The organism is Sphingomonas sp. AOB5 (assembly GCF_029433115.1).
GTDB lineage: Bacteria > Pseudomonadota > Alphaproteobacteria > Sphingomonadales > Sphingomonadaceae > Sphingomonas.
This window is the reverse complement of record NZ_JARNTV010000003.1, coordinates 74401-98795: the sequence shown is the minus strand read 5'-3', so window position 1 is coordinate 98795 and position 24395 is coordinate 74401. Positions and strand designations below refer to the sequence as shown.

Below are 24395 nucleotides of genomic sequence, written 5' to 3'. Positions count from 1 at the left end.
TCCGGCCTGACCGGACCCGCGCCGCACGCGAGGGTCCGCAACTCGCGCCCATGCCTTTCGCGCCGGGCCGCGCATCACGCCTTCAAGACACTGGAAGTCACCATGAGAGTTTCGCTTTTCGCGCTCGCCGCAAGCCTTGCCGCCGTTCCCGCCTTTGCGCAGGAGGCCCGCCCCGCCGATATCGTCGTGACCGGCACCCCCGATACCGAGCAAGCGACGCGGGAGATCCAGCGGACGGCGGGCGGCGTGGAGATCGTTCCCGATACGGCGTTCAAGGGGACGCCGGTCCAGCACATCAAGGACATCCTGGCCTTCGTGCCCGGCGTGATCGCCCAGCCGCGAATGGGCGACGATGCGCGCGTCTCGATCCGCGGATCGGGCCTGTCGCGCGCGTACGGCATCCGCGGCATTTCGGTCTATCTCGACGGCATTCCGATGAACACGTCGGACGGGCTGATGGATTTCTTCGAGATCGATCCGAGTGCCTATCGCTATGTCGAAATCTACAAGGGCGGCAATGCGCTGCGCTTCGGATCGAACGCGCTGGGCGGCGCGATCAATCTGGTGACGCCGACCGGGCGCGATGCGGCGCCGTTCGACGCGCGGATCGATATTGGCAGCTATGGCTATGTGAAGGGGCAGGCGAGCGCCGGGGGAAATGCGGGCAATCTCGACTGGTTCGGCACCGTCTCGGCCCAGCGGATCGACGGCTATCGCGAGCATAGCCGGGGCAGCGCGGTGCGCGGCAATTTCAACCTGGGCTATCGGCTCTCGCCGAATGTCGAGACGCGCTTCTATCTGACCGCGGCCACGACCGAGCAGGAGATTCCGGGCGAAGTCGGCAAGGCGGCCGCGCTCGGCACGCCGCGCGCCGCCAATCCGGTATGGATCGCGCAGGACCAGCAGCGCAACGTCGACTCCGTCCGCATCTCGAACCGGACGAGCTTCCGCTTCGGCGAGACGCGGGTGGATGCTGGCGTGTTCTATAACTGGCGGCGCGTCGATCATCCGATCTACCAGTATCTCGATTATACGGTCGACGATTATGGGGCGTTCGTGCGGCTGGTGGATGAGCGCAGCATCGGCGGCCTGCGCAACCGGCTGACGCTCGGCGCGACGCTGCACAACGGGACGATCGATACCGAGCAGTTCGTCAACACCGCAGCGACGAAGGGCGCGCTGACCGCGTCGATGATCGACCGTTCGCGCAACTTCTCCTTCTATGCCGAGGACGCGCTGTCGGTGCTGCCGCAGCTCTCGCTGATCGCGGGTGTCCAGTATCTTGACGCTGTCCGCGACCGGCGCGACCGGTTCCTGTCGAACGGTGACCAGTCGGGGCGGCGGGACTTCCAGCTATGGAGTCCGAAGGCAGGACTGTTGTGGGACGTGCGGCCCGGCGTGCAGCTGTTCGGCAATGTCTCGCGCAGTGCCGAGGTGCCGAGCTTCGACGCGAATGTCGTCACCGCGACCAATCTGAAGCCCCAGCGCGCGACGACGTTCGAGATCGGGTCGCGCGGACGCAGCGGCGGGGTCGGCTGGGACGTCTCGCTTTACCGTTCGCGGATCGACGGCGAGCTCCAGTGTCTGACCACCGGGCCGTTCAGCCCGTGCAGCATCGTCAATGCGGGCAAGACGGTGCATCAGGGTGCCGAGATCGGGGTCGATGCGGCGGTACCGCTTTCGGCGTTCGCTTCGGGGGACAGGCTCGTCCTGACCGGTGCCTATACCTATAGCGATTTCCGGTTCGACGGCGATCCGCTCTACGGCGACAACGAACTGCCGGGCGTGCCGAAGCATTATCTGCGCGCGGAACTGCTCTACCGGCATCCGGGCGGATTCTATGCCGGGCCCAATGTCGAATGGGCGCCCGGGCGTTACTTCGCGGACAATGCCAATACGCTGACGGTGGATCCCTATGCGCTGCTGAACCTGCGTGCGGGGTTCGATGCGAGTGACGGGCTGTCCTTCTATCTCGAGGGCCGCAACCTGACGGACAAGCATTACATCTCGACCGTCGCCATCGCCGGGACTGCCGGGCCGGGCGCGGAGATCTTCAATCCGGGGACGGGCCGCGCGGTCCATGCCGGCCTGCGGTTCGAGTGGTGAGGCCGATGACTAAATCCGCTTCTTCCACAGCACTCTACCGCACCGTCTGGCGCTGGCATTTCTATGCCGGGCTGTTCGTGCTGCCCTTCATCATGATCCTGTCGGTGACCGGATCGATCTATCTGTTCAAGCCGCAGATCGACCGGTGGGAGGAGCGCGCCTTTCGCGGGCTTCCTGCGGGCGACGCCGTGTCGCCTGACGAGCAGCTTGCGGTGGCGATGTCGGCCTATCCCGGTGCGCGCTTCGATCATTACCGGTTGCCCGAACATGCGGGTGACGCGGCGATGATCCAGTTCACCCTGGCGGACGGCAGCGCGCGCGAAGTCTATGTGTCGCCGCAGGGCAGGCTGCTCGGCACGCTCGATCCCGATGCGCGGATATCGGAGCTGGTGGCGAGCGTGCACGGATCGCTGCTGCTCGGCGAATGGGGCGACCGGCTGGTCGAGCTGGCGGCGAGCTGGACGATCGTGCTGATCCTGACCGGCCTGTATCTGTGGTGGCCGCGGCCGTTCCGGATGGCGGGGACATTGTGGCCGCGGCTGGGGCTGCGGGGCCGTCCGCTGCTGAAGGATATCCACCGCGTCACCGGATTCTGGATCGCCGGGCTGGTGCTGGTCATGCTCGCCAGCGGCCTGCCCTGGGCGGGGACCTGGGGCAGCGCGTTCAAATGGGTGCGCACCGAACTGGGGCTGGTGCAGGGCAAGCAGGACTGGAAGATCGGCCCCAAGCCCGCGCCCGCCGAACATGATCACAGCGCGATGGCGAAGCCCGGTCCGATGTCCGGCCACGCACATATGGCTTCGCATGCGAACCATGGCGTGCCGCTGTCCGCGATCGTCGCCAACGCGCAGGCCGAGCATATGGTCTTCCCGGTGCGCATCCTGCCGCCCCATGCCACGCCGCGCTTCGGCGCGCCGACCGGCAATGTCTGGACCGCCGCGTCCCAGCCGCAGAACCGTCCGCTGACGCGTCAGGTGACCTATGATCCCACGACTGGTGCGGAGACGAGCCGCAGCGGTTTCGGCGATAAGCATCTGGTCGACCGGATCGTGAATACCGGGATTGCATGGCACGAGGGTCAGCTGTTCGGACTGGCGAACCAGCTGATCGGCGTGGCGACCGCCATCGCGCTGATGAGCATCAGCATATTGGGGGTGGTGATGTGGCTGAACCGCCGCCCGCAAGGCGAGTTCGGCGCACCACCGGCGCCGGACAAGGCACGCCTGCGCTGGGCGATTGCCGCGATCGTCGTGATGGCATTGCTGCTGCCGCTGTTCGGCGCTTCGCTGGTGGTGCTGATCGTGCTCGACCGGATCGCGGCGCTGATACGGCGAAGGCCGATCTAGACCAGCAGCCGGTATCCCACGCCAAGCTCGTTCCGGATCATCGAGGCGGCCGGATCGCTGTCGATCTTCCGCCGCACGCTGCGCGCCGCGACGCGGAGATATTCGACGTCATTGTCGTGCCCGGCGCCCCAGATGGTGCGGAGCAGCTGGGCATGGGTGATGACCTTGCCCGGCCGCTTGGCGAGTTCGGCGAGGAAGGCGAATTCCTTGGGCGAAAGATGCACTTCCTCGCCGCCCTTGCGGACCATGCGGTTGGCGACGTCGATCTCCACATCGCCGATCCGCACCAGCGGTGCATCGGCCTCGGCGGCGAGGCGGTGGCGCAGCGCGGTGCGGACGCGGGCCAGCACTTCCTCGGTATCGAACGGCTTGGTGACGTAATCGTCGGCACCAAGATCGAGCGCGGTGACCTTCTGCTCGGTCGCATCGCGGGCCGATACGACCAGCACCGCGGCGCCCGCTGCCTTGATCAGCGGCACCAGTTCCAGCCCGTCGCGATCCGGCAGGCCGAGATCGAGCAGCACCGCCTCGGGCTTGTCGATCTGGACCGAGACCATCGCGTCGCGCGCCGACCCCGCCTCGACCACCGCATAGCCTACGCGGGTGAGCGCGGTGCCGAGCAGCCGGCGGATCGCAGGTTCGTCGTCGACCACCAGCAGCTTGATAGCCTGACTCATTCCCCGGCTCCGCTCTTCACCAGATGCGCTTCGTCGAACAGGATCGAGAAGCGGGCGCCGTCACGATCAGCGCGGCTCGATGCTTCGACGCTTAGCCCCATCGCTTCGGCAAAGCCCTTCACGATGGCGAGGCCCAGTCCGGTGCCGCCCTTGCGATCCGATCCCTCGATCCGCGAGAAGGTTTCGAAGATGCGCTGCTCCTCGCCTGCCGGCAGGCCGGGTCCCTCGTCCAGTACCGACAGCGAGACGCCACGATGATCGCGGCGCGCCGTCAGCGTGATCGGCGTGCCGCTGCCGCCATATTTGGCGGCATTCTCGATCAGGTTGATCAGGCAGTGATGGAACAGCTGGGGATCGACGCGAACAAAGGGCAGGTCAGGCGGCACGTCGAGCAGTACCGAGTGACCGTCGAGCGCGCGGCGCAGGTCGTGCACGGCGCTCGCCGCGGCATCGGCGAGATCGACCGGTTCGGTCGACTGGTGCAGCGCCCCGGCCTCGATCCGGACCATGTCGAGCAGGTTGGCGACGAAGCGATTGAGCCGCTCGGCCTCGGCACGGGCGGAGGTGATCTGCTCGGCCTGTTCGCTATTTTCGGGACGCAGTTCCGCCAGCGAGCCGAGGATCGTGGTCAGTGGCGTGCGGAGGTCGTGGCTGACCGACGACAGCAAGGCCTGACGCAACCGGTCGCGTTCGCGCAGCTGGGTCACGCTCGCCATCTCGGTTTCCAGCGAGATGCGTTCGAGCGCGAGGCCCGCCTGATCGAGCAGGCTGAGCAGCAGGGGCAGCATGTCCGATCGGATCGGTGTCGCGGCGTCGCTGCGCGCCAAGCCGAACACACCGAGCACCTTGCCGCCCGCCACGACCGGCTGAAACAGCCATTCGGACGCGGTGAGCGTATCCGATCCGCGCCCGGCGGGCCGGTTATTGTCGAACGCCCAGCGCGCCGCTGCCTGCTCGATCGCTTCCAACCGGTCCTCGGGCGGATTGGCCGCGCTGACCGCCAGCACCCCCTCTTCGGGCAGGAGCAGCACCGCGTTCACGTCGAGCAGCCGGGCGACTTCGGCGCACAGCAATTGCCCCAACTCGGCCTCGTCGCGAATGCCGGTCAGCAGCCGGGCAAAGCCCGCCAGCGCGCTGTTCTGCGCCGCGCTTCGCTGGGCTAGAAGCGCCTGTTCGCGCACCCGCGCGGCGAGCTGGCTCGCCATCACCGCCACGCCCAGCAGCACCAGCACGGTGATGATGTTCTGCGGGTCCTGGATGGTGAAGGTGCGGGTCGGCGGGATGAAGAAGAAATTATAGGCGAGGCTGGAAACCAGTCCGGTGACCAACCCGGTGCGCAGGCCATAGCGCGTCGCCGCGACCATCACCGGGATCAGGTAGAGCAGCCCAATATTGGTGATGCTGCCAGATGCGAAGATGCTCGCGCCGAGCAGGGTGACCAGCGCGGCGAGGGCGAGCGATACGGCATAGCCTTCGATCGAACCCCAATTGCCTTTTGCGCGCTTGCCGGCCGACGCCGGGCCATGCTCGCCCATCGGCAGCACATGGACCGCCAGACCCGGCGTGCCACGCACCAGCCGGTCGACCACCGATCCGTGGCGAAGCTCGAACCAGCGTGAGCGGAGCGACTTGCCGACGATCAGCTGGGTCGCGCGGGCTTCGGTGGTGAAGCGCTTCAGCCCCTCCAGCACATTCTCGGCGGGGACGGTCGCGACCTGCCCGCCGAGCTGGGTCGCGAGGTGCATTGTCGCGGCGATCCGGGCATTGTCGGCATCGCCCAGGCTCGCGGTACGCGGCGTTTCGATATGCACGGCGGTCCATGGTGCGCGCAGCCCGTCTGCGATGCGCTTGGCGGCGCGGACCAGTTCGGCCGAACCGGGCAGTTCGCTGACCGCCACCACCAGCCGGTCGGTCGCTGCCCAGGTCCCGGCCAAGGCATGCGCGCGCAGATGATCGAGCATCTGTGCATCCACCGCCTGCGCCGCGCGCCGCAGCGCCATTTCGCGGAGTGCAGAGAGGTTGGATTTGGAGAAGAAATTGCCCAGCGCACGCGAGGCTTCCTCGGGCACATAGACCTTGCCGTCCTTCAGCCGCTCGATCAGCTCGTCGGGCGGAATATCGACGATCTCGATCTCGGCATTCTCGATCACGCGATCCGGCAGAGTCTCGCGGACGCGCACGCGGGTGAACGAGGCGACGACGTCGTTCAGGCTCTCGAGATGCTGGATGTTGAGCGTGGAGTAGACGTCGATCCCCGCTGTCAGCAGTTCCTCGACATCCTGATAGCGTTTGTCGTGGCGGCTGCCCGGCGCGTTGGTGTGAGCGAGTTCGTCGACCAGCACGAGTTGCGGACGGCGCGCCAGAACGGCGTCGATGTCCATTTCCTCCAGCGTGCGGCCTTCATATTCGACCGGGCGGCGCGGGACGATCTCGAAGCCGGCGGTCTTCGCTTTGGTCTCGGCGCGGCCATGGGTCTCGACGACCGCCACCACCACGTCGATCCCAGCGTCGCGCCGCGCGGCGCCATCGCTCAGCATCTCATAGGTTTTCCCGACGCCGGGTGCGGCGCCGAGAAAGACCTTGAGTCTGCCGCGCTGCTCCTGCCTTGCGGCGCGGAGCAGTGCGTCGGGATCGGGGCGCGTTTCGTTCACTGGCCGGTGTTTGCGCCCTTGGCCGCCATGCTGTCGAGTGCCCGGTTGAGCGCGAGGACATTGACGCGCGGTTCGCCGATAAAGCCGAGCGACGGATGCTCGATATGCGCCGCGACCAGCTCACGCACCTTCGCCGCCGGCAGCCCGCGTGCGGTGGCCACGCGATCGACCAGCGAAAAAGCTGCCTCGGGGCTGATATGGGGGTCCAGCCCCGAGGCAGAGGTGGTCACCAGATCGGCGGGAACCGACTGTCCTGGTTTGCTGGCCAGATCGCCCTGGATGCGGTCGGCCAGCGCCTTGCTGGTCGGGCCAAGGTTCGATCCGGCGGATGCGGTGGGGTCATAGCCATCGGCACCCGCAGCCGAGGGGCGGCCGTGGAAATAGCGCGCCTCGGCGAAGCCCTGTCCGATCAGTTCGGAGCCGATGACCTTGCCGTCGCGTTCGATCAGGCTGCCATTGGCCTGGGCCGGGAAGGCAAGCTGGCCGATGCCGGTCAGCGCGGCGGGATAGGCGAGGCCAAGCAGTACCGCGAACAGGACCGTGAGGACGATCGCGGGGCGGAGGGCGGAGGTAAAGTCCTTGAGCATGTCAATTCCTCAGGCGAGGTGGAGGCCGCTTACGGCGAGGTCGATCAGCTTGATCCCGACGAACGGCGCGATCAGGCCGCCGATGCCGTAGATGGCGAGATTGCGGGCGAGCAGCTGGCCTGCGCCGACCGGGCGATAGGTCACGCCCTTCAGCGCCAGCGGCACCAGCAGCGGGATGATCAGCGCGTTGAAGATGATCGCGGACAGGATCGCGCTGTTGGGCGAGGCCAGTCCCATCACGTTCAAAACGCCGAGGCCCGGATAGAAAGCGATGAACATCGCTGGGATGATCGCAAAATATTTTGCGACATCGTTGGCGACCGAAAAGGTGGTCAGCGCGCCGCGGGTCATCAGCAATTGCTTTCCCAGGCCGACGATCTCGATCAGCTTGGTCGGATCGCTGTCGAGATCGACCATGTTGCCGGCTTCGCGCGCCGCTTGGGTGCCGGTGTTCATCGCCACGCCGACATCGGCCTGGGCGAGGGCAGGGGCATCGTTGGTGCCGTCACCGCACATCGCGACGAGGCGGCCGCCCTGCTGTTCCTTGCGGATCAGCGCCAGCTTGTCCTCCGGCGTCGCTTCGGCGAGGAAATCGTCGACGCCGGCCTCGGCGGCGATGGCGGCGGCGGTGAGGGGGTTGTCGCCGGTGATCATCACCGTGCGGATGCCCATCCGGCGCAGCTCGGCGAAACGTTCGCGTACCCCCGCCTTGATCACGTCTTTCAGCGCGATCACGCCAAGCAGCCTGCCGTCGCGCGCCACTGCCAGCGGGGTCTGGCCCGAACGGGCGACCTCGTCGGTGATACGGCGCAGCTCGGTGGCGGCGGCGGTTTCGCCCACGCCCGGATTGGCGCGCAGGATCGCGTCGACCGCGCCCTTCTGGATCAGGCTGCCGTCCAGCTTCACGCCGGAAATGCGGGTCTGGGCAGTGAAGGGGATGACTTCCGCGCCGTCGGGTAGCTCGGTGGTGCGGCCCCCGGCCAGAGTGACGATGGAGCGGCCCTCGGGCGTCTCATCGGCCAGACTGGCCAGCAAAGCGGTGCGGGCGAGATCGTCCACCGCGACGCCGGTCAGCGCGCGGAACTCGCTCGCGGCGCGGTCGCCGACGGTGATGGTACCGGTCTTGTCGAGCAGCAGCACATCGACGTCGCCTGCCGCCTCGACCGCGCGGCCCGACTTGGCGAGCACGTTGAAGCGCACCAGCCGGTCCATGCCCGCAATGCCGATGGCGGAGAGTAGGGCGGCGATGGTGGTCGGGATCAGCGTGATCAGCAGCGCGGCGAGGATCGCCACCGGGATGCTACCGCCCGCATAGCTGGCGAATGCGGGAATGGTCGCGACCGCGATCAGGAAGATGATCGTCAGGCCGACCAGCAGGATCGTCAGTGCGATTTCGTTGGGAGTCTTCTGCCGCTCGGCGCCTTCGACCAGCGCGATCATGCGGTCGAGGAAACCCTGACCGGGCTCCTGCGTGACGCGGACCTTGATCCGGTCGGAGATGACGCGCGTGCCCGCGGTCACCGCCGAACGGTCGCCGCCGGCCTCGCGGATCACCGGCGCGCTTTCGCCGGTGATCGCGGCTTCGTTGACTGATGCGACGCCCTCGATCACTTCGCCATCGGCGGGGATCAGGTCGCCCGTCTGGACGATCACGATATCGCCGCGTTTCAACGTACTCGCGGCGACGGTCTTGCCGTCGGGCAGGCGGGCGGTCAGCTCGGCCTTGGCGGCGCGCAGCGAAGCGGCCTGGGCGCGGCCGCGACCTTCGGCAAGCGCCTCGGCAAAGGTGCCGAACAATACGGTCAGCCACAGCCAAGCGATCAGTTGAATCTGGAAGCCGAAGGAGAGGGCGTCCCCGCCCACCGCCAGCAACACGGTGAGCAGCAACGCCACCACCGCAGTGGTGAACAGGACGGGGTTCTTCACCAGCTCGCGCGGGTTCAGTTTTCTGAACGCATCGCCAATGGCGGGGCCGATCAGTTCAGCCGAAAACATGGATTGAGCAGTCATGGTCTGTGCCTTCAGAAGAGCTGGCCGCTGGTCATCGCGAAGTGATCCGCGATGGGGCCGAGCGCGAGGCTGGGGAGGAAGGTGAGGCCGCCGACGATCAGCACGATGCCGACCAGCAGCCCGATCCAGAGCGGTCCGGTCGTCGGGAACGAGCCCGCGCTGGCCGGATGGACCTTCTTGGCGGCGAGCGAACCGGCAATGGCGAGCGCGGGGACGATCATGAAGAAGCGCCCGATCCACATCGCCGCGCCCAGCAGCCCGTCATAAAAGGGCGTTGCCGCGGTCAGGCCCGCAAAGGCCGAGCCGTTGTTCCCCGCCGCCGACGAGAAGGCATAGAGGATCTCGCTGAAGCCATGCGGACCCTTGTTGAGCGGACCTGCAAGCCCGGCGGGCAGCACGCTGGCGACGGCGGTGAAGCCCAGGATCACCAAAGGCAGCACCGCGATGGCCAGCACCGCGAACTTCACTTCGCGCGCCTCGATCTTCTTGCCGACATATTCCGGCGTGCGGCCGACCATCAGCCCGGCGACGAAAATCGCTAGGATGGCGAACAGCAGGAAGCCGTACATGCCCGCACCCACGCCGCCGATGATCACCTCGCCCAGCTGGATGTTGAACATCGGGATCATCCCGCCCAGCGCGGTGAAGCTGTCATGCATCGCATTGACCGCGCCGCAGGAAGCGGCCGTGGTGACCGCTGCGAACAGGGCCGATGCGGCGACGCCGAAGCGGACTTCCTTGCCCTCCATGTTGCCGCCGGTCAGGCCCACGGCGTGATGCACCGGGTTGCCCGCCGCTTCCTGCCAGTAAATCACCGCAGTGCCGGCGAGGAACAGGATCATCATCGCCGAGAGGATCGCCCAGCCCTGGCGTGGGTTGCCCACCGCCTTGCCGAAGGTCCAGGTGAGCCCGACGCCGATCAGGAAGATCGACACCATCTGCACGAAGTTGGTGACTGCGCTGGGGTTCTCGAACGGGTGCGCGGAATTGGCGTTGAAGATGCCGCCGCCATTGGTGCCCAGCATCTTGATCGCTTCCTGGCTGGCGACGGGGCCGAGCAGGATGGTTTGCTTCGCGCCTTCCAGCGTGGTGGCGTCGACGCTGGTGGTGAAGGTCTGCGGCACGCCGCTGGCGATCAGGTAGAGCGAATAGACGACGCAGATCGGCACCAGCAGGTACAGGGTGACGCGCGTCAGATCGGCCCAGAAATTGCCGATGCCGCCAGCCTCACGCCGCGCGAAACCGCGAAACAGCGCGAATGCGATCGCGATGCCGGTCGCGGCCGACAGGAAGTTATGGATGCCCAAGCCCAGCATCTGGCTGAGGATCGAGAGATTCTCGCCCGAGTAGCTCTGCCAGTTGGTGTTGGTGGTGAAGCTGACCGCGGTGTTGAACGCGAGATCGGGACTGAACCCCGCCAGCCCGCGCGGATTGAGCGGCAGCACGTCCTGAAAGCGCAGGACGAAATAGGTGAAGAGCAGCACGGCCAGCTGGAAGAGCAGCATGTGCACAGCGTAGCGGCGCCAGCCCATCTCGGCGTTCGGATCGATCCCGGCAGCCTTGTAGAAGCCGCGTTCGACGGGACCGAGAATGGTGTGGAGCGGCGTCCGCCGCCCTTCATAAAGTGCGAAAAGCCAGATCCCCATCGGCTTTGCGAGCGCGATGAGGATGGCAACGAAGACGAGGATCAGCGTCCAGCCCTGAATGGTCATGGCGGTGCCTTCAGAATTTTTCGGGCCGCACGAGCACGGCGACGAGATAGAGGAGCAGCCCCAGCGCGGTGAGGCCGGCGAGCGTGAGGGAAAGCGTCATCGCCGCGCCCTCACGAAGCGTCGCACAGGGCGACATAGGCGAGGGTGAGCAGGAACAATCCCCCCACCGCCGCCAGCCAGATCAGGTCGGTCACGTTGCGTATCTCCTTATGCCATCCAGCCGCGGCCGGGGACGGGAACCAGTCTGAACAGGCCCGGCCCCTCGATCAGCGCCGCCCAGCCGAACCACCAGCCGAGCACCGCCAGCGCCGCGAGCGCGAACTCGGGCGTGGTGAGGGGGTGGGAGGGCTGCTGGAGCGAGCGGTGGAGTGCCGCGGCAGAGGCCAGGCAACCGCCGAGCAGCGCCATGCCTGCGCTGCGGACGGCGATCTCCGCCGCCCACCAGCGTTCGCCTGTGCCGATGCGCTGCAACGCTGTCCGATAGACTGCCCTGTTCATCGCCGCGATGTGGTGCGTAGGGGCGTTAAGGTTCCATGGGAAAGATCGGCGGCGGCATAAAGGCCGCGTAAAGACGGCGGGGCTTGCCGGTGGGCGTGCGAATACCAACCTTGTGGCATCGCCATTCGGAGACCCGGCCCGTGACCCAGACGCTCAAGATCGATTTCGTGTCCGACATCGCCTGCCCCTGGTGCGCGGTCGGCTTGGGCGGGCTGGAACGGGCGCTCGATACGCTGAAGGGCGTGGTCGGCGCGGACATCAGCTTCCATCCGTTCGAGCTGAACCCGAACATGCCGGTGGGCGGTCAGAATGGCCTCGAGCATATCGGTGAGAAATACGGCATGGCCCCGGCGCAGATCCGCGCCAGCCGCGACATGATCCGCGAGCGTGCCGCCGGGGTCGGCTTCGTCATGAACACGTCCGACGACAGCCGGATCTACAATACCTTTGACGCGCACCGCCTGCTCGCATGGGCGAAGGAGGAGGGGCGTCAGCTCGATCTCAAGCGCCGGCTACTCGCGCTCAATTTCACCGATCAGGCCGATCCGGGCGACCATGAGGCGCTTGTCGCGGGTGCCGAAGATGTCGGCCTCGATGGCGCGGCTGCGCGCGCGGTGCTGGAATCCGATCGCTATGCCGATCAGGTTCGTGCCGAGGAAGCGCTGTGGCAAAGCCGCGGGATCAGCAGCGTCCCGGCGGTCGTCGTGAACGATCGCTATCTCATTTCGGGCGGGCAGCCTCCGGAAGAGTTCGAGCGTCAGCTGCGTGCGATCGCCGCCGAGGCAGAAGCAGCCGTTCGATAGAGTCGACCAGCGCGAACACCACCGGTACGACGAGCAGGCTGAGCGCAGTCGAGGTCAGCAGGCCACCGATCACCGCGATGGCCATGGGCTGACGGAAGCTGGCGTCGGCGCCGAAGCCCAGCGCGATCGGTGCCATGCCGGCGATCATCGCCACCGTCGTCATGACGATCGGCCGGGCGCGGTTGCGGCAGGCCTCGATCAGCGCGTCGTTGCGTGACAGGCCGCGCTCGGTGATCCCCAGGATCGCATATTCGACCAGCAGGATCGAATTCTTGGTGACGATGCCCATCAGCATGATCAGCCCGATCATCGCCGGCATATCGAGCGCGCTGCCACCGAGCAGCAGCGCCACGAACGCGCCGCCGATCGACAGCGGGATGGCCGAAAGGATCGTCACCGGCTGGAGGAAATCGCGGAACAGCAGCACCAGCACGCAATAGATGCACAGCACCCCCGCGATCAGCGCGACGCCGAAGCCGCTCGCAATCTCCCCGCCGATCTCCGCGCCGCCCGCCGGACTGAGCGCCACGCCGGACGGCATCGCGCGAATGGCGGGCAGTGCGTCGATCCGCGCCAGTGCGTCGCCCTGGGCCATGCCGTTCAGATCGGCGGTGACGCTGATATAGCGTTCGCGGTCATAGCGGTTGATCTGCGAGGGGCCGCTCTCGACGCCGATCGTGGCGATGCTGCCCAGCGGCACCGGCCCGTCGCGCCCGGCCACGCGCAGATTGGCGATGGTATCGATATCCGCGCGCGCGGCATCGGCCATGCGGGTGCGGATGAAGATCTGGCGGCTGTCGAGGTTCATCCGCGCGACCTGTGCGTCGAAATCGCCGCTGGTCGCGATGCGGACGACCTCGCCGATCGCCTCCGCGGTCACGCCGCGTTCGGCGGCACGCTGCAGGTCCGGGCGGATGATGATTTCCGGTCGGTCGAGGCTGGCGGTCGAGCTGATGTTGGATAGCGTGCCGACATCGCGCATTTCGCGGACCACGCGCTCGGCGGTGACGCCCAGCGCTGCCGCATCGGCTCCGGCAAGGATCAGTTCGATCTTGCCGCTGCCGCCATCGCCGACCGAGAAGCGCGCGCCGGGGATGTTGGCCAGCCGCGCGCGGACCTCGGCCTGGATCAGCGATTTGGACGGCCGCGATCCGCGCGGCGTGAGCAACAGCGTCGTCTCGGCGCGGCGGACACCGCCGGCATCGGCCGCGTCGCCGTCTCCTGCGGCGCCGGCCACGGTGAAGATGCGCTCGATCCCGGCGATATCCTTTAGCGCCGCCCCAACCTCGCCCGCGGTGCGTTCGGTGGCGGACAGGGCGCTGCCCGGCGGAAGCTCGATCGATACGTCGATCAGGCTGCGATCGTCGGGGGGCAGGAAGCCGGTGGGAATCAGCGGCAGCAGCGCGATCGATCCGGCGAGGAAGGCGCCGGTCGCCGCCATGATCAGGCCCGGATGCGCCAGGCTCCATCGCGTGGCCGAGAGATAGCTGCGCATCACGCGGCTATCCTCGCGCGCGGCGGCGACATGGCCCGTCAGGAAATAGGCGGCCATCATCGGCGTCAACAGCCGCGCGACCAGCAGCGAGGCGAGTACCGCGATCACCGCGGTCCAGCCAAAGGGGGTGAAGAACAGCCCCGCGAAGCCGGACATCAGCGCGGTCGGCAGGAACACCGCCACCAGCGTGAAAGTCGTCGCGATCACCGCCTTGGCAATTTCGTTCACCGCATCCTCGGTCGCTTCCATCACCGGCTTGCCCATGCGGCGGTGGCGCTCGATATTCTCGACCTCGACGATGGCGTCATCGACCAGGATGCCCACTACCGCCGCCAGCGCCAGCAGGGTCAGCGTATTGAGCGTATAGCCCAGCCAGTTCATCGCGGCGAAGGTCGGCAGGATCGACAGCGGCAGCGCGGTCGCTGCGATCAGCGTCGCCCGCCAGTCGCGCAGGAACAGCCAGACGACGAGGATGGCGAGGAGCGCCCCTTCATAGAGCATCGCCATCGAGCCGTCATATTGCTCGATCGTATAGTCGATCGATCCGCCCGCGGGAGTAAGGACGAGATCGGGATTGCTGCGCTGGAGCTTGTCGAGCGCGGCACGGACGCCATCCGCGACTTCGGTCTCGCCCGCGCCGCGCGCGCGATAGATGCGGAAGCCGACGACATGTTTGCCGTCGAGCAGCGCCGCCTGGCTCCGTTCCGCCGTGCCATCCTCGACCGTGGCGACCTGATCGAGCCGCACCTGCCGCCCACCGGCCACCACGATCGGCAGCGCCGCCAGTTCGGACGCCTGCACGACGGTGGCAATGGTGCGGACCGATTGTTCGCCGCCGCCCAGCTGTCCGCGGCCGCCGGAGCTTTGCTGTTGCACCTCACGCAGCGCGCGGGAGACGTCGCCCGCCGTCACGCCCAGCGCCGCGAGCCGCGCGGGATCGACGGTTACGCGAACCTCGCGCTGCACGCCGCCCAGCCGCTCGACCTTGCCGACGCCGGGCACCGCGCGCACTGCCTTGGTCAGGCTGTCGTCGATGAACCAGGACAGCGCCTCTTCATCCCGGCGCGACGAGCTTGCCGCATAGGCCATCACCGGCGCGAAGACGAAGCTGGACGCGCTGACGCTCGGCTGGAGCATGTCGGCTGGCAGGTCGGAGCGGATCGCGTCCACCGCGTCCTTGGTCTGGATCAGCGCCTCGGACAGCGGCTTTTCGAGAACGAAGCTTGCTTCGATCTGCACCGCACCGTCGCTGATCGAAGTGGTGACATGGCGCAGGCCATCGATTGCGGAGAGCGCATCCTCGATGGGCCGAGCGATCTCGGTTTCGAGCTGGGCGGGTGTCGCGCCGGGCAAGGCGGCGACCAGCGAGACCGAGGGCAGCGCCATGTCGGGCAGGTCCTGTACCACCAGCCGGGAGAAGCCGTGGATGCCCGCGACCGTCAGCAGCACGAAGAACAGGATGGACGGGATCGGATTGCGGATCGACCAGGACGCGAAGTTCATTTGGCACCCGCGATGCGAACGACATCGCCTTCGCCCAGAAAGGCCGCGCCGCGCAGCACCAGCCGCTCATTGCCTTGCAGGCCGGATCGGATCTCGATGCTGTCGCCGCGCCGCCTGCCGGTCGTCACGATCAGGAGCGTTACCTTGGGCGTGGCACCAGGACCTGCGATCGCCACATGGCTGCGGCCATCGCGAACCACCACGCATTCGGCAGGCACGGCAAGGGCAGGGGATTCGCCGGTCGCGATCTCGCCGGTCACATACATGCCCGCCCGTGCACGGCTTCCCGGCGAGAGATCGGCGTAGACGATGGCGAGCCGTGACTGGCCGTCCATCGCCGGAGCGGCCTGGCGTACGGTCGCGCTTGCGGCGTTGCCGTCCGGCAGTCGCAGTGCGATCCGCTGGCCGGGAGCCACCGACAGGAGCTGTGGCGCGGTCAGTTCGCCGCGCCATTCCAGCTTATGCCTGCGGATCATCCGGAAGAGTTCCTGACCCGCCGGCATCACGGCGCCCAATGTCGCGGTGCGTGCGCTGATCACGCCGTCGTCCGGCGCGAGGATGAAGGTGTAGCGAAGCTCCAGCCGCTTGGCCGCCAGCAGCGCCGCGGCGGTCTTCGCCTCGGTCTCGGCCTGAAGCGCGTCCTGCTCGCTGATCGCACCGGCCGCCTTCAGTGCGATCGCGCGCCGGTTGTTCGCATCCGCCTGTCCGAATCGTGCGAGCAATTGCGCTTCCTCGGCTTGCAGCAAGGCGGGGTTGAGCCGCGCGAGTATCTGTCCGCGCCGGACCCGGTCGCCGACATTCACGCGGATCTCGATCAGCTGATAGCTGCCGATCTGCGTGCCGATGCTGGCTTCCTGCCACGGGGCGATGACCCCCGATGCCGTGAGTGTGATCGGCCAGGTGGTCCGGGTTGGCGTGGCGATGGTGACGGTCAGCGCGGCTTGGGGCTGTTGTGTCGCCGGTGATGTGCCCGCGCCCCACAGCAGATACGCACCAACGGCGACGGTGAGAGCGATCACGATACCCACCGCCAGGGTCAGGGTCCGGCGGCGCGATCCGGTTGCGGCTTCCGCGCTCATCGCCCGGCACTCCAGCCCGGGCCCGTCCGGCGGACCAGCGCGACCCATGCACGCGCCAGGTCGGCCCGGGCGGTGATCGCGCTTTCCTGCGCCAGCCGGAACTGCCGGCGGGCTTCCTCCATCTCATAGGATGCGATTGCGCCGAACCGCAGCCGGGCTTCGCTGGCAGTCAGCGTGAACTGCGCGGCGGCGAGCGCCTCGCGCGATGTCTCGATGCGTGCCGCGGCCGATTGCTGTGCCGCCAGCGCATCCTCGATCTCGCGCACCGTAGTCCGGAGCGTCGAGACCAGCCGCGCCAGCGCTTCGCGATAGGCCGCTTCGGCGAACCGGACATTGGCCAAGCCCGCACCGCCATCGAGCAGGGGAACGGAAAGCCCAGCGCCGATCGAGCCGCTGGCCTGGGTATCGCTCGATCCCAGCGTGCGGAGCCATTGGCCGGTCAGCAGTGCGGTCAGGTCGATCCGCGGCAGCCGATCGGCCCGTGCCACTGCGATCTCCGACCAGCGTGCGGCGACTTCGCGCTCCGCCGCCACGACAGCCGGATGGGTGAGCAGGACGGTTGCGGGAAGGGCGGGGGCGAAGGGCGGAGGTGACGGCAGATCGCCGGTCAGGAGTTGCTCCACCGTCCCCGCATCGACCCCGCAGAGCGCCACCAGCGCATCGACGAGGCGGCGGCAGGATTCCTCCTGCGCGACCTGCTCGGTCCGGGCGAGCGCGAGGTTGCTCTGCGCGCTTGCCGCTTCGACCGGCGCTGCCTGGCCATAGTCGATCCGGGTGCGGACAATCGCCAGCTCGGCTTCGCGCGACGCGATGTCGCGTTCGCGAATGGCGTCGACCAGGTTGCACGCACGCAGCGCCAGCGCCGTGTCCGCAATCTCGCCGACGATCGACAGCCGGGCCGCCTCAGCATCGGCGGTGCGCGCGTCCAGCCGGTGCCGCGCGGCAGCCGCGCTTTCGCGGACCCGGCCCCACAGATCGAGTTCCCAGCCTAGGCTCAGGCCGATGCCAGCGGAGGTCTGGTCGGTTGTTCCTCTGCCCGATGCGGCGGAATGACCCAGGTTTCCAGTCGCGCCGATGGCGGGCAGGCGCCGTGCATCCTGCACACCTGCCATCGCCCGCGCCTGATCGACTCGCGCAATCGCTTCGGCCAAAGTCGGGTTGTCCGCGAGACCTGATGCCACCAGCCGGTCGACCGCAGGATCGCCGAGCGCGGTCCACCAGTCCGGTTGCATCGCCGGGAGCGGTGCATCGGCTCCGGACGCATTGTGCCAGGTTGCGGGCAGGTCCAGCGCCGGGCGCTGATAGGCAGGCTGGACGGCACACGCGCCCAGCAGCGCCAGCATCGCGGGCGCGACTGCGGAAACGGCTTTCATCGATGGATCTCCGGTCGCGCGGTCGATGCGGACGCAGGGGCTAGCAGCTACCCCTGAGCCCGCATCTCCCGCGCGGCGTCATGGTCAGAAGCTGTAGCCTACAAAGACCAGGCCGAACGGACGGGTGCGATGCTCGACGATCGGGCTGTCCTTCACGGCGCCCATCAATGTGGTCACGCCGCCCGAAGCGCCGAGCGTGATGCGGTCGGTCAGGCGGTACATGACTCCGACTTCGGCTTTGGCGTCGATAAAGCCGCTGCCGGTGGTGAAGCGCGGCAGGCCTGATGCGAGCGACTGCTGCTGGGTGATGCCGAAATAGCGATTGTTGTGCTTCTTGTCGCCCCAGGTGGTGCCGATCGAGGGCATCAGCATGAAGCGCTCGCTGACCATGATCGGATAGGAGAGGCTGGCATCGGCGACCATGCCTTCGGTGCTGCCGGTGACGATCTTGGTCACGCCCACCGTTGCCTCGAACCCGAACTGGCGCAGCGACACGAAGCCGCGCGCACCCATGCCGGTCGATAGCTTGCCGACACCGGCCGGTACGTCCTTGGACCTATATCCGTCGGCCAGCACCAGACCGGCGCCGACCGTGACGAACTCGGTATCGATCGGGGCAACGCCGATGCCGTTCTGGAAATTGACGAACAGCGGACCCCATTTGATGTCGATCGCGGGGAGCGGCTGGATCATGTATTTGTCGGCGCCGTGGTGCACCGGCGCGTACATCGCACCGACGCCGATCATGAAGTGATCGCCGCCCGGGCCGCCGGGACCATCGGGCGGCCCGTCGGGCGCTTGAGCAGCCGGATCGGACAAGGTCGGGCTGGCGGGCGGCTCGACCTGCGCATGGGCAGTGCCGGTCCAGCAGGCGAGCAGGAGCAGAGGTGCGGCAAGTGCGGTGCGCGTCGCGAGAAGGTGAGCGATCTGACGGCCGGCGGGGGGAGGGGGCATACAGGGGGTCTCCGGGTGATGAGACCCTTGCCTTGCCCCGCCAATCTTCCGCGAAGCTTTCGGGCACGAAACTTTGTCGGCGAAAAATTGCGGCGGGCCTATTCCGGCGTGGCGATGGCCATGTAACCCAGCCCGCGCAGCGTGCGGATCGACACGCTGGCGCCCAGTTCGGTCAGCTTCGCGCGAACCCGGTGGATATGGACCTGGATCGAGTTGTCGGTGAAATCCTGCTCCATCGAATGCAGGCTCTCGCCAAGCTGCCCGCGGGTGATCACCCGGTTCGGCGCGCGCAGGAAGCGTTCGAGGATGATGCTTTCGCCGCGTGACAGGCCGGCGCGGCCCTCGCCGACCGCCACTTCGCGCGCGGCGATGTCATAGACGAGATTGCCGTAGTGGATCACCGCATCGGCCAGCGGCTGGGGCCGCCGCGCCAGCGCGCGCAGCCGCGCGATCAGTTCCTCCACCGCGAACGGCTTGACCAGATAATCGTCGGCCCCGGCATCGAGCCCGCGCACCCGTTCGCCGACACTGCCCAATGCGGTGAGCAACAGCACCGGCGTGGCGATCCCCGCGGCGCGCATCCGCGACAGCAGATCCAGCCCGCTCTGCGGCGCCAGCCCTTCCGGCCGGGCGAGCATGATGTCGAGGATGACCACATCATAGGGCGCCACCTGCGACGCGTGCCATCCATCCTCGGCCGTGGCGAAGCGATCGACGGCGAAGCCTGCGCGGGTCAGCGACTTGCGGGTCGCCTCGCCCAGCTTCGCATTATCCTCGATATACAGCACTCTCACCGGGCGGCCCCGCGTCCGGAAAAGTCGAGCAGGAAGCGGGCGCCCGATGCCGCGGGGTCGTACCGCGCCTCGCCGCCATGCACCGTCATGACGCGCCGGACGATCGACAGCCCCAGTCCGGCGCCGGGGCCTTGCGCGTCGGCCTTGCTGAAGCGTTCGAACAGCCGCGTCCGGAACGCCTTCGGCACCCCTGGTCCGTCGTCGCTGACCGCAAGCCTGCCCGATCCGTCGACCGACAGCGCGATCTCGCTTCCGGCGGGGGCATGGCGCACCGCATTCTCGATCAGGTTGCGGATCGCCACTTCGACCAGACCGGGCGCTCCCAGGCACATCCAGCGATCCGTTTCGCTATCGAACGCGATGCTGCGTCCGCCCGCCACGATGCCGCTTGCCATATCGCTGGCGAGGCTGCGTGCGAGTGCGACCAGATCGAAATTCTCCTTGCGCACATCCTCGCCGCTATCTGCCTCGGCCAGTGCCAGAAGCTGGGTGATCAGCCGGCCGAGCCGCTCGAATTCCTCGATCGCGTCGCGCCGGTCCTCCGGCTCCAACAGGCTCTCCACCTGCGCACGCAGGCTGGCGAGCGGCGTCCGCAATTCATGCGCGGCGTTGGCGGAGAATTCCCGCTGCGCGCGCCAGCCCGCCTCCAGCCGGTCGAGCGTGGAATTGAACGCGGCGACCAGCGGCGCGATCTCGCGCGGCGCAGCGCTCAGCGGCAGGCGCTGGCTGATCGTGACCGGACCGATGCCCGCCGCCAGCTCCGAAATCTGCCGCAACGGCCGCAGCCCGAGCCGCAGCGCCACGAAGATGCCGCCCATCATCAGCACCGCGATCAGCAGGATCAGCGGCAGGTTCGCACTGGCCTCGCGCGCGAGGTTGCCGGGATCCATCCGCTCCACGAGCGATACGGTGCCAGCGTCGGGAACGATGCCCAGCACCTGTACCGCCATGAACGTCATCACCATGACGAGGATCACCGAGGGGAACAGGATCCAGGTCAGCGACGTGCCGCTCCGCTGGTCGCCTTGCCGGGGAGGGATGGGCATCTGGGCGTCTCCTGATCGTTGGCCGCGAAATCCGCTTGCGGCTTCGCACCGGCTTCTGGCGGCCGAACCTTCCATCAATCTTTCGCCGATTGCACCCGTTCATCGGCGGATGAGATCCGCAGCAGGACAATTGCCCGCGAAATCCGGTCAGTCGTTCACCGGCGATGCTTCGCTTCGAAAGTTCGCGGGCAATGAACTCGATGCGTTCGCGCGAGATTCCGTAATGGCCGCTCGGTTCGACCTATCCCGCCTGCGCGCGACCCTGACGGGATGGCAGGTGGGAAGCCGGTTCACCGCAAAGCAAAGCGCCACCCGATTACTGTCCGGCCTTCTTCGCCTTGGCGGTCGCAGCCTCTTCGATGATCGCCGCGACGGCTGCGGGGTTCGACACGAAGAAGGCGTGGCTGCCCGGCACCTCGCGGATCGTCGCGCGGGCACGCTGGGCCATGCTGTGCTGGCCGGTGGGCGGGATGATCAGGTCGTCACGTGGGATCAGGAACCAGCTCGGTTTCGATTTCCAAGCGGGCGTCGTGATCTTGCCTTCCAGCGCGCGGGCGCCCCAGGGCTGCTGCGAGTCCGCCATGAACTGCGCCGTCTCGAGCGCCAGGTCCGCGGCGAACAGAGCCGGAAACTTCGCCTTGTCGAGCGTCAGCATACCATCGGCGCTCGCCACGATCGGCAGTGCGGGCGCGCCCGGTGGTGCGCTGGCGACGATCGACGAGACGGACTCGCCCTGATCCGGCGCGAAGGCGGCGACATAGACCAGCGCCGATACCTTGGGGTTCGATCCGGCCTCGGTGATGACGACGCCGCCATAGGAATGGCCGACCAGCACGACATCGCCAGGTGCCGCGGCTATTGCCCGTTGGGTCGCGGCGACATCGTCTTCCAGCGACATGGTGGGGTTCTGCACCACGATCACCGGATACCCGTCCTTGCGCAGGATCTGGTAGACACCGGCCCAGCCCGATCCATCGACGAACGCACCATGGACGAGCACGATCGTCGGGCGGTCGCGATCCGGACCGGCCATTGCCGGTGGCACGCTGGTAGCGAGGCTCGCCGATGCGAGTGCTGCGAGTACCTTCTTCATCTGATGATCTCCCTTCTGGCTCCAGTCACGGGCGGTTGTTCAATATCTGCATGCGCGTCACCTTCACCGGCCCGTCCGCCAGCTCGGAAAGCCGCGCGAACCACGCCTGGACGTGCGGGGTGGCGTTGTGCGCCTCGAAGTCCGCCTGGGTGGCGAAGATCTCGTAGAAGATGAAATGGCCGGGCCGCTCGCGATCCTCATGGAGGAAGTAGAGCAGATTGTTCGGCTCGGCGCGGACGTTGGCGACCAGCGGCAGCGTGATTGCGCGCAGTTCGTCTTCCTTGCCCGGTTTCGCCTGAATCTCGGCGACGACGGCATAGGCCGTGGCGGGGATCTCTGCATAGCGGATGCCGCCATGATCCTGCACGGGAGCGGCGGACGCCGTGCAGAGCAGCAGGCTTAGCGAAAGCAGGGGAATGCGCATCTCTTGGCTCCTTCGAAACGGGTTTGCGGTTCAGTCGGCATCCCACACCCAATTGCCGTGAAAGCCGGGGGGAATGATGTGCGGCACGCGGATGCTGGCCAGCGGCTCGCTCTCGAAATTCCGGGCATCGAGGATCACCAGATCGGTGACCCGTGCGATCGCATCGATAACGAAGCCGATCAGCCAGCCTTCATCCTCTTCGGCGCCGGTGTGCGATGGGACGAACACGAACTCGCAGGGATGGCGGTTCGGCCCGAAGCCATGCGCCTGCCGGGTGCCCTTGCTTAGATCGTGCTTGAACAGGCCGGTGCCGAGGAAGGGATCGGTCAGCGCCATCGCATAGGCATAGCGATAGGGCTGGCCCAGCCGCCGCTCGTCGCACCGGGGAAATTCCTGCGGCGCCGGGTCGATCACCGTACGGATCACGGTGCGCGTCGCCGGATCGATCGACCAGCGTTCCAGTCCGCATTGCTGCGAATCTGGTCCCGAGGTGCGCTGCCAGAACATCCGGTCATGGACGACCAGATCTAGTACGACCGTACCGTCCGCCGCGTCATAGGCGTTTACGGCGTGGAAGACGAAGCAGGGATCGACCGGGCACCAGATAATGTCGCCTGCCTCGCCGTCGCGCGGTAACAGTCCGACTCGCGCCTTATGGCTCGGGTTCCAGCGATAAGGGAATTGGTAGCCTGCAATCGCCGCGGTGAGCGAGAAAGTGACGGGCAGATCGAGGATGATCGCGTACCGGCCGGTAAAGGCGGAATCGTGGATCATCGGACCATGCCGCACCGGGATCTTCACGTCGCGCCGGACCTCGCCCTCGGGTCCGATCGCCAGATACCGGATCGCGCGCCACTTTGCCGCGTCATAGCTCACCGCCAGCATCTCGCCGGTTAGCGGATCGACGTGCGGATGCGCTGCCAGACCGCCGTGAAGGGTGCCGGCAAAGTCGGTATAGCGTTCGGTCTCGAGCATCTCGCCGATCACCACCGGCGTGCTGCCTGCCTCGATCAGACCAAGCGTCGTCCCGCCAAAGCCGACGACATTGGTATTGACCGTATCGAACAGATGCCGCGGCCCCGGCGTGAGCGGCTCGTCGAGCGCCTTGGTCACCGCGGTCGAGCGGATCCAGCGATTGCGATACCACAGCGCCTGTCCGTCCTCGATCCGGATGCCATGGATCATCCCGTCGCCAGCGAACCAGTGATGCTTGCGCGGATTGGGATGCATGGGGTTGGGTCCCATGCGCAGATAGCGTCCGTGAAGCGCCTTGGGGATTTCGCCGGATACGGCGAGATCTTCGATCGTGAGTTCCTCGCGCATCGGCGTGTGGACGCCGGTGATATAGGGCGTGTCGGGTGGTTTCCGGAACATCGTGACCTCCTCACGTGCCGGTAGGAACGAGGCGCTTGCGCGCGTCGCGGGCGTTGTCGAAGGTGCGCTTGACCGGGCCGAGCGCCTGGACGAACTCGAGCTGCTCGCCCTCCGGCCCCTTGCAGTAGATCAGCCGCCAGCCATTCGACTTGCCCTCGGTGATCGGATTGGAATTGGCTTCGATAGGCGCACGCTGGCGTTCGGCTTCGCTGGTTACGGTGACGACGCGGTTGGCGCGAACCTGCGTCATGCCGCGGCGGGCGGACTCGGCCTCCAGATCGCGGATGAACTGGTTGAAGTCGGCATCGTCGCGGATGTGGAAGCAGATATGCATCATCCGCGGGAATGCCGGGCTCATATGATCGAGCGGCTCCGCGAAGCTCTTCGGGCCGCCCAGCGGCTGATCGGCATCGCGATATTGCAGCAGCTCGAGCACGACATTGTCGAACTGGATGAAGCGGACATCGAGCCGCTGCGCGCCGCCGCGCAGATCCGGCACGCCCATCGTCCGTGGGTTCACCCCGCGCGACCGTGCTTCGATCTCCTGATCGGTCAGCAGCGTGTTGTGGATCCGCTCACCCTGGAAATCGCCGTCACGCATCACCTCGGTGCCACCCAGCACTTCGGTGTAGAAGGCGAAGGCGCGCTCCATATTCTGCACCGTCAGCCCGAAATGCTGCACGCCCTGAAGGCGCATTCCCAATGGCGTGCCGGTTTGCGCCGCATGGGCGGATGCCGCCGCGCCGGTCGCCACCAGACCGGTCATCACCACGCCCGCGCCGGCCTGCAGCAGCTCGCGCCGGTCGATCGCATGACGTTCGGTTCGATCGTTCATTGCCTGTCTCCCTTGGTTCGCCGCACCTGCGGCAG

At 67.1% G+C, this 24395-nt stretch carries 20 protein-coding genes; 3 read left to right on the top strand and 17 right to left on the bottom strand.

The annotated features are described in order from the left end of the window. The first annotated feature begins 102 nt into the window (after positions 1-102). Complete coding sequence (locus P1X14_RS02395) at positions 103-2106, top strand: TonB-dependent receptor (protein WP_277313710.1); 2004 nt, start codon at positions 103-105, stop codon at positions 2104-2106. A gap of 5 nt (positions 2107-2111) precedes the next feature. Next, the gene (locus tag P1X14_RS02390; RefSeq protein ID WP_277313709.1) at positions 2112-3452 is read left to right on the top strand and encodes a PepSY domain-containing protein; all 1341 of its coding nucleotides are present in this window, start codon (positions 2112-2114) and stop codon (positions 3450-3452) included. On the opposite strand, the gene P1X14_RS02385 is transcribed toward P1X14_RS02390, so the two are convergent. From P1X14_RS02385 to P1X14_RS02355, 7 genes are all read right to left on the bottom strand, one after another. Then, positions 3449-4129, bottom strand: a complete 681-nt coding sequence (locus P1X14_RS02385) for a response regulator transcription factor (RefSeq protein WP_277313708.1) — start codon at positions 4127-4129, stop codon at positions 3449-3451. The genes P1X14_RS02390 and P1X14_RS02385 overlap by 4 nt on opposite strands. Next, the gene (locus P1X14_RS02380; protein WP_277313707.1) at positions 4126-6780 is read right to left on the bottom strand and encodes a sensor histidine kinase KdpD; all 2655 of its coding nucleotides are present in this window, start codon (positions 6778-6780) and stop codon (positions 4126-4128) included. The genes P1X14_RS02385 and P1X14_RS02380 overlap by 4 nt, the downstream gene beginning before the upstream one ends. Further along, positions 6777-7367 (bottom strand): potassium-transporting ATPase subunit KdpC, encoded by a 591-nt coding sequence (kdpC, locus tag P1X14_RS02375; RefSeq protein ID WP_277313706.1) that lies wholly within the window; start codon positions 7365-7367, stop codon positions 6777-6779. Before kdpC ends, P1X14_RS02380 begins: the two co-directional genes overlap by 4 nt. Positions 7368-7376: 9 nt before the next feature. Next, on the bottom strand, positions 7377-9377 hold the full coding sequence (gene kdpB / locus P1X14_RS02370; RefSeq protein ID WP_277313705.1) for a potassium-transporting ATPase subunit KdpB: 2001 nt from the start codon (positions 9375-9377) through the stop codon (positions 7377-7379). 11 nt (positions 9378-9388) lie between these two features. After that, positions 9389-11089, bottom strand: coding sequence for a potassium-transporting ATPase subunit KdpA (gene kdpA / locus P1X14_RS02365; RefSeq protein ID WP_277313704.1), 1701 nt, complete (start codon positions 11087-11089; stop codon positions 9389-9391). A 10-nt stretch (positions 11090-11099) separates the two neighbouring features. Then, complete coding sequence (locus tag P1X14_RS02360) at positions 11100-11189, bottom strand: potassium-transporting ATPase subunit F (protein ID WP_277313703.1); 90 nt, start codon at positions 11187-11189, stop codon at positions 11100-11102. A gap of 107 nt (positions 11190-11296) precedes the next feature. Next, on the bottom strand, positions 11297-11587 hold the full coding sequence (locus P1X14_RS02355) for a hypothetical protein (protein WP_277313702.1): 291 nt from the start codon (positions 11585-11587) through the stop codon (positions 11297-11299). 140 nt (positions 11588-11727) lie between these two features. On the opposite strand from P1X14_RS02355, the gene P1X14_RS02350 reads away from it, so the two are divergent. Further along, the gene (locus P1X14_RS02350) at positions 11728-12390 is read left to right on the top strand and encodes a DsbA family oxidoreductase (RefSeq protein WP_277313701.1); all 663 of its coding nucleotides are present in this window, start codon (positions 11728-11730) and stop codon (positions 12388-12390) included. Here P1X14_RS02350 and P1X14_RS02345 read toward each other — a convergent pair. From P1X14_RS02345 to P1X14_RS02300, 10 genes are all read right to left on the bottom strand, one after another. Further along, positions 12308-15388, bottom strand: coding sequence for an efflux RND transporter permease subunit (locus P1X14_RS02345; protein WP_277313700.1), 3081 nt, complete (start codon positions 15386-15388; stop codon positions 12308-12310). The two genes, P1X14_RS02350 and P1X14_RS02345, sit on opposite strands and share 83 nt — an antisense overlap. Beyond that, positions 15385-16467 carry an efflux RND transporter periplasmic adaptor subunit gene (locus tag P1X14_RS02340; RefSeq protein WP_277313699.1) on the bottom strand — a complete coding sequence of 361 codons (1083 nt, stop codon included), beginning with the start codon at positions 16465-16467 and terminating at the stop codon, positions 15385-15387. Before P1X14_RS02340 ends, P1X14_RS02345 begins: the two co-directional genes overlap by 4 nt. Then, positions 16464-17840, bottom strand: coding sequence for an efflux transporter outer membrane subunit (locus P1X14_RS02335; RefSeq protein ID WP_277313698.1), 1377 nt, complete (start codon positions 17838-17840; stop codon positions 16464-16466). The genes P1X14_RS02340 and P1X14_RS02335 overlap by 4 nt, the downstream gene beginning before the upstream one ends. Before the next feature lie 84 nt (positions 17841-17924). After that, the gene (locus tag P1X14_RS02330; protein ID WP_277313697.1) at positions 17925-18794 is read right to left on the bottom strand and encodes a MipA/OmpV family protein; all 870 of its coding nucleotides are present in this window, start codon (positions 18792-18794) and stop codon (positions 17925-17927) included. Positions 18795-18892: 98 nt separating this feature from the next. Further along, on the bottom strand, positions 18893-19588 hold the full coding sequence (locus P1X14_RS02325; protein ID WP_277313696.1) for a response regulator transcription factor: 696 nt from the start codon (positions 19586-19588) through the stop codon (positions 18893-18895). After that, positions 19585-20634, bottom strand: coding sequence for an ATP-binding protein (locus tag P1X14_RS02320; RefSeq protein ID WP_277313695.1), 1050 nt, complete (start codon positions 20632-20634; stop codon positions 19585-19587). Before P1X14_RS02320 ends, P1X14_RS02325 begins: the two co-directional genes overlap by 4 nt. A 316-nt stretch (positions 20635-20950) precedes the next feature. Then, complete coding sequence (locus P1X14_RS02315; protein ID WP_277313694.1) at positions 20951-21727, bottom strand: alpha/beta hydrolase; 777 nt, start codon at positions 21725-21727, stop codon at positions 20951-20953. A gap of 25 nt (positions 21728-21752) precedes the next feature. Then, entirely contained in the window at positions 21753-22151 is a 399-nt protein-coding gene (locus P1X14_RS02310) for a putative quinol monooxygenase (RefSeq protein ID WP_277313693.1), read from the bottom strand. A 30-nt stretch (positions 22152-22181) separates the two neighbouring features. Beyond that, positions 22182-23525: a carotenoid oxygenase family protein gene (locus tag P1X14_RS02305; RefSeq protein WP_277313692.1), complete on the bottom strand. Its 1344-nt coding sequence runs from the start codon at positions 23523-23525 to the stop codon at positions 22182-22184. Between the two features lie 10 nt (positions 23526-23535). Beyond that, complete coding sequence (locus P1X14_RS02300) at positions 23536-24360, bottom strand: VOC family protein (protein WP_277313691.1); 825 nt, start codon at positions 24358-24360, stop codon at positions 23536-23538. Positions 24361-24395 lie beyond the last annotated feature (35 nt).

Excerpts from the sequence above, each read along its gene's own strand:
- P1X14_RS02395 (WP_277313710.1), top strand. The coding sequence starts at position 103 with ATGAGAGTTTCGCTTTTCGCGCTCGCCGCAAGCCTTGCCGCCGTTCCC.
- P1X14_RS02390 (WP_277313709.1), top strand. The coding sequence starts at position 2,112 with ATGACTAAATCCGCTTCTTCCACAGCACTCTACCGCACCGTCTGGCGC.
- P1X14_RS02385 (WP_277313708.1), bottom strand. The coding sequence starts at position 4,129 with ATGAGTCAGGCTATCAAGCTGCTGGTGGTCGACGACGAACCTGCGATC.
- kdpC (WP_277313706.1), bottom strand. The coding sequence starts at position 7,367 with ATGCTCAAGGACTTTACCTCCGCCCTCCGCCCCGCGATCGTCCTCACG.
- kdpB (WP_277313705.1), bottom strand. The coding sequence starts at position 9,377 with ATGACTGCTCAATCCATGTTTTCGGCTGAACTGATCGGCCCCGCCATT.
- kdpA (WP_277313704.1), bottom strand. The coding sequence starts at position 11,089 with ATGACCATTCAGGGCTGGACGCTGATCCTCGTCTTCGTTGCCATCCTC.
- P1X14_RS02360 (WP_277313703.1), bottom strand. The coding sequence starts at position 11,189 with ATGACGCTTTCCCTCACGCTCGCCGGCCTCACCGCGCTGGGGCTGCTC.
- P1X14_RS02355 (WP_277313702.1), bottom strand. The coding sequence starts at position 11,587 with ATGAACAGGGCAGTCTATCGGACAGCGTTGCAGCGCATCGGCACAGGC.
- P1X14_RS02345 (WP_277313700.1), bottom strand. The coding sequence starts at position 15,388 with ATGAACTTCGCGTCCTGGTCGATCCGCAATCCGATCCCGTCCATCCTG.
- P1X14_RS02340 (WP_277313699.1), bottom strand. The coding sequence starts at position 16,467 with ATGAGCGCGGAAGCCGCAACCGGATCGCGCCGCCGGACCCTGACCCTG.
- P1X14_RS02335 (WP_277313698.1), bottom strand. The coding sequence starts at position 17,840 with ATGAAAGCCGTTTCCGCAGTCGCGCCCGCGATGCTGGCGCTGCTGGGC.
- P1X14_RS02330 (WP_277313697.1), bottom strand. The coding sequence starts at position 18,794 with ATGCCCCCTCCCCCCGCCGGCCGTCAGATCGCTCACCTTCTCGCGACG.
- P1X14_RS02320 (WP_277313695.1), bottom strand. The coding sequence starts at position 20,634 with ATGCCCATCCCTCCCCGGCAAGGCGACCAGCGGAGCGGCACGTCGCTG.
- P1X14_RS02315 (WP_277313694.1), bottom strand. The coding sequence starts at position 21,727 with ATGAAGAAGGTACTCGCAGCACTCGCATCGGCGAGCCTCGCTACCAGC.
- P1X14_RS02310 (WP_277313693.1), bottom strand. The coding sequence starts at position 22,151 with ATGCGCATTCCCCTGCTTTCGCTAAGCCTGCTGCTCTGCACGGCGTCC.
- P1X14_RS02305 (WP_277313692.1), bottom strand. The coding sequence starts at position 23,525 with ATGTTCCGGAAACCACCCGACACGCCCTATATCACCGGCGTCCACACG.
- P1X14_RS02300 (WP_277313691.1), bottom strand. The coding sequence starts at position 24,360 with ATGAACGATCGAACCGAACGTCATGCGATCGACCGGCGCGAGCTGCTG.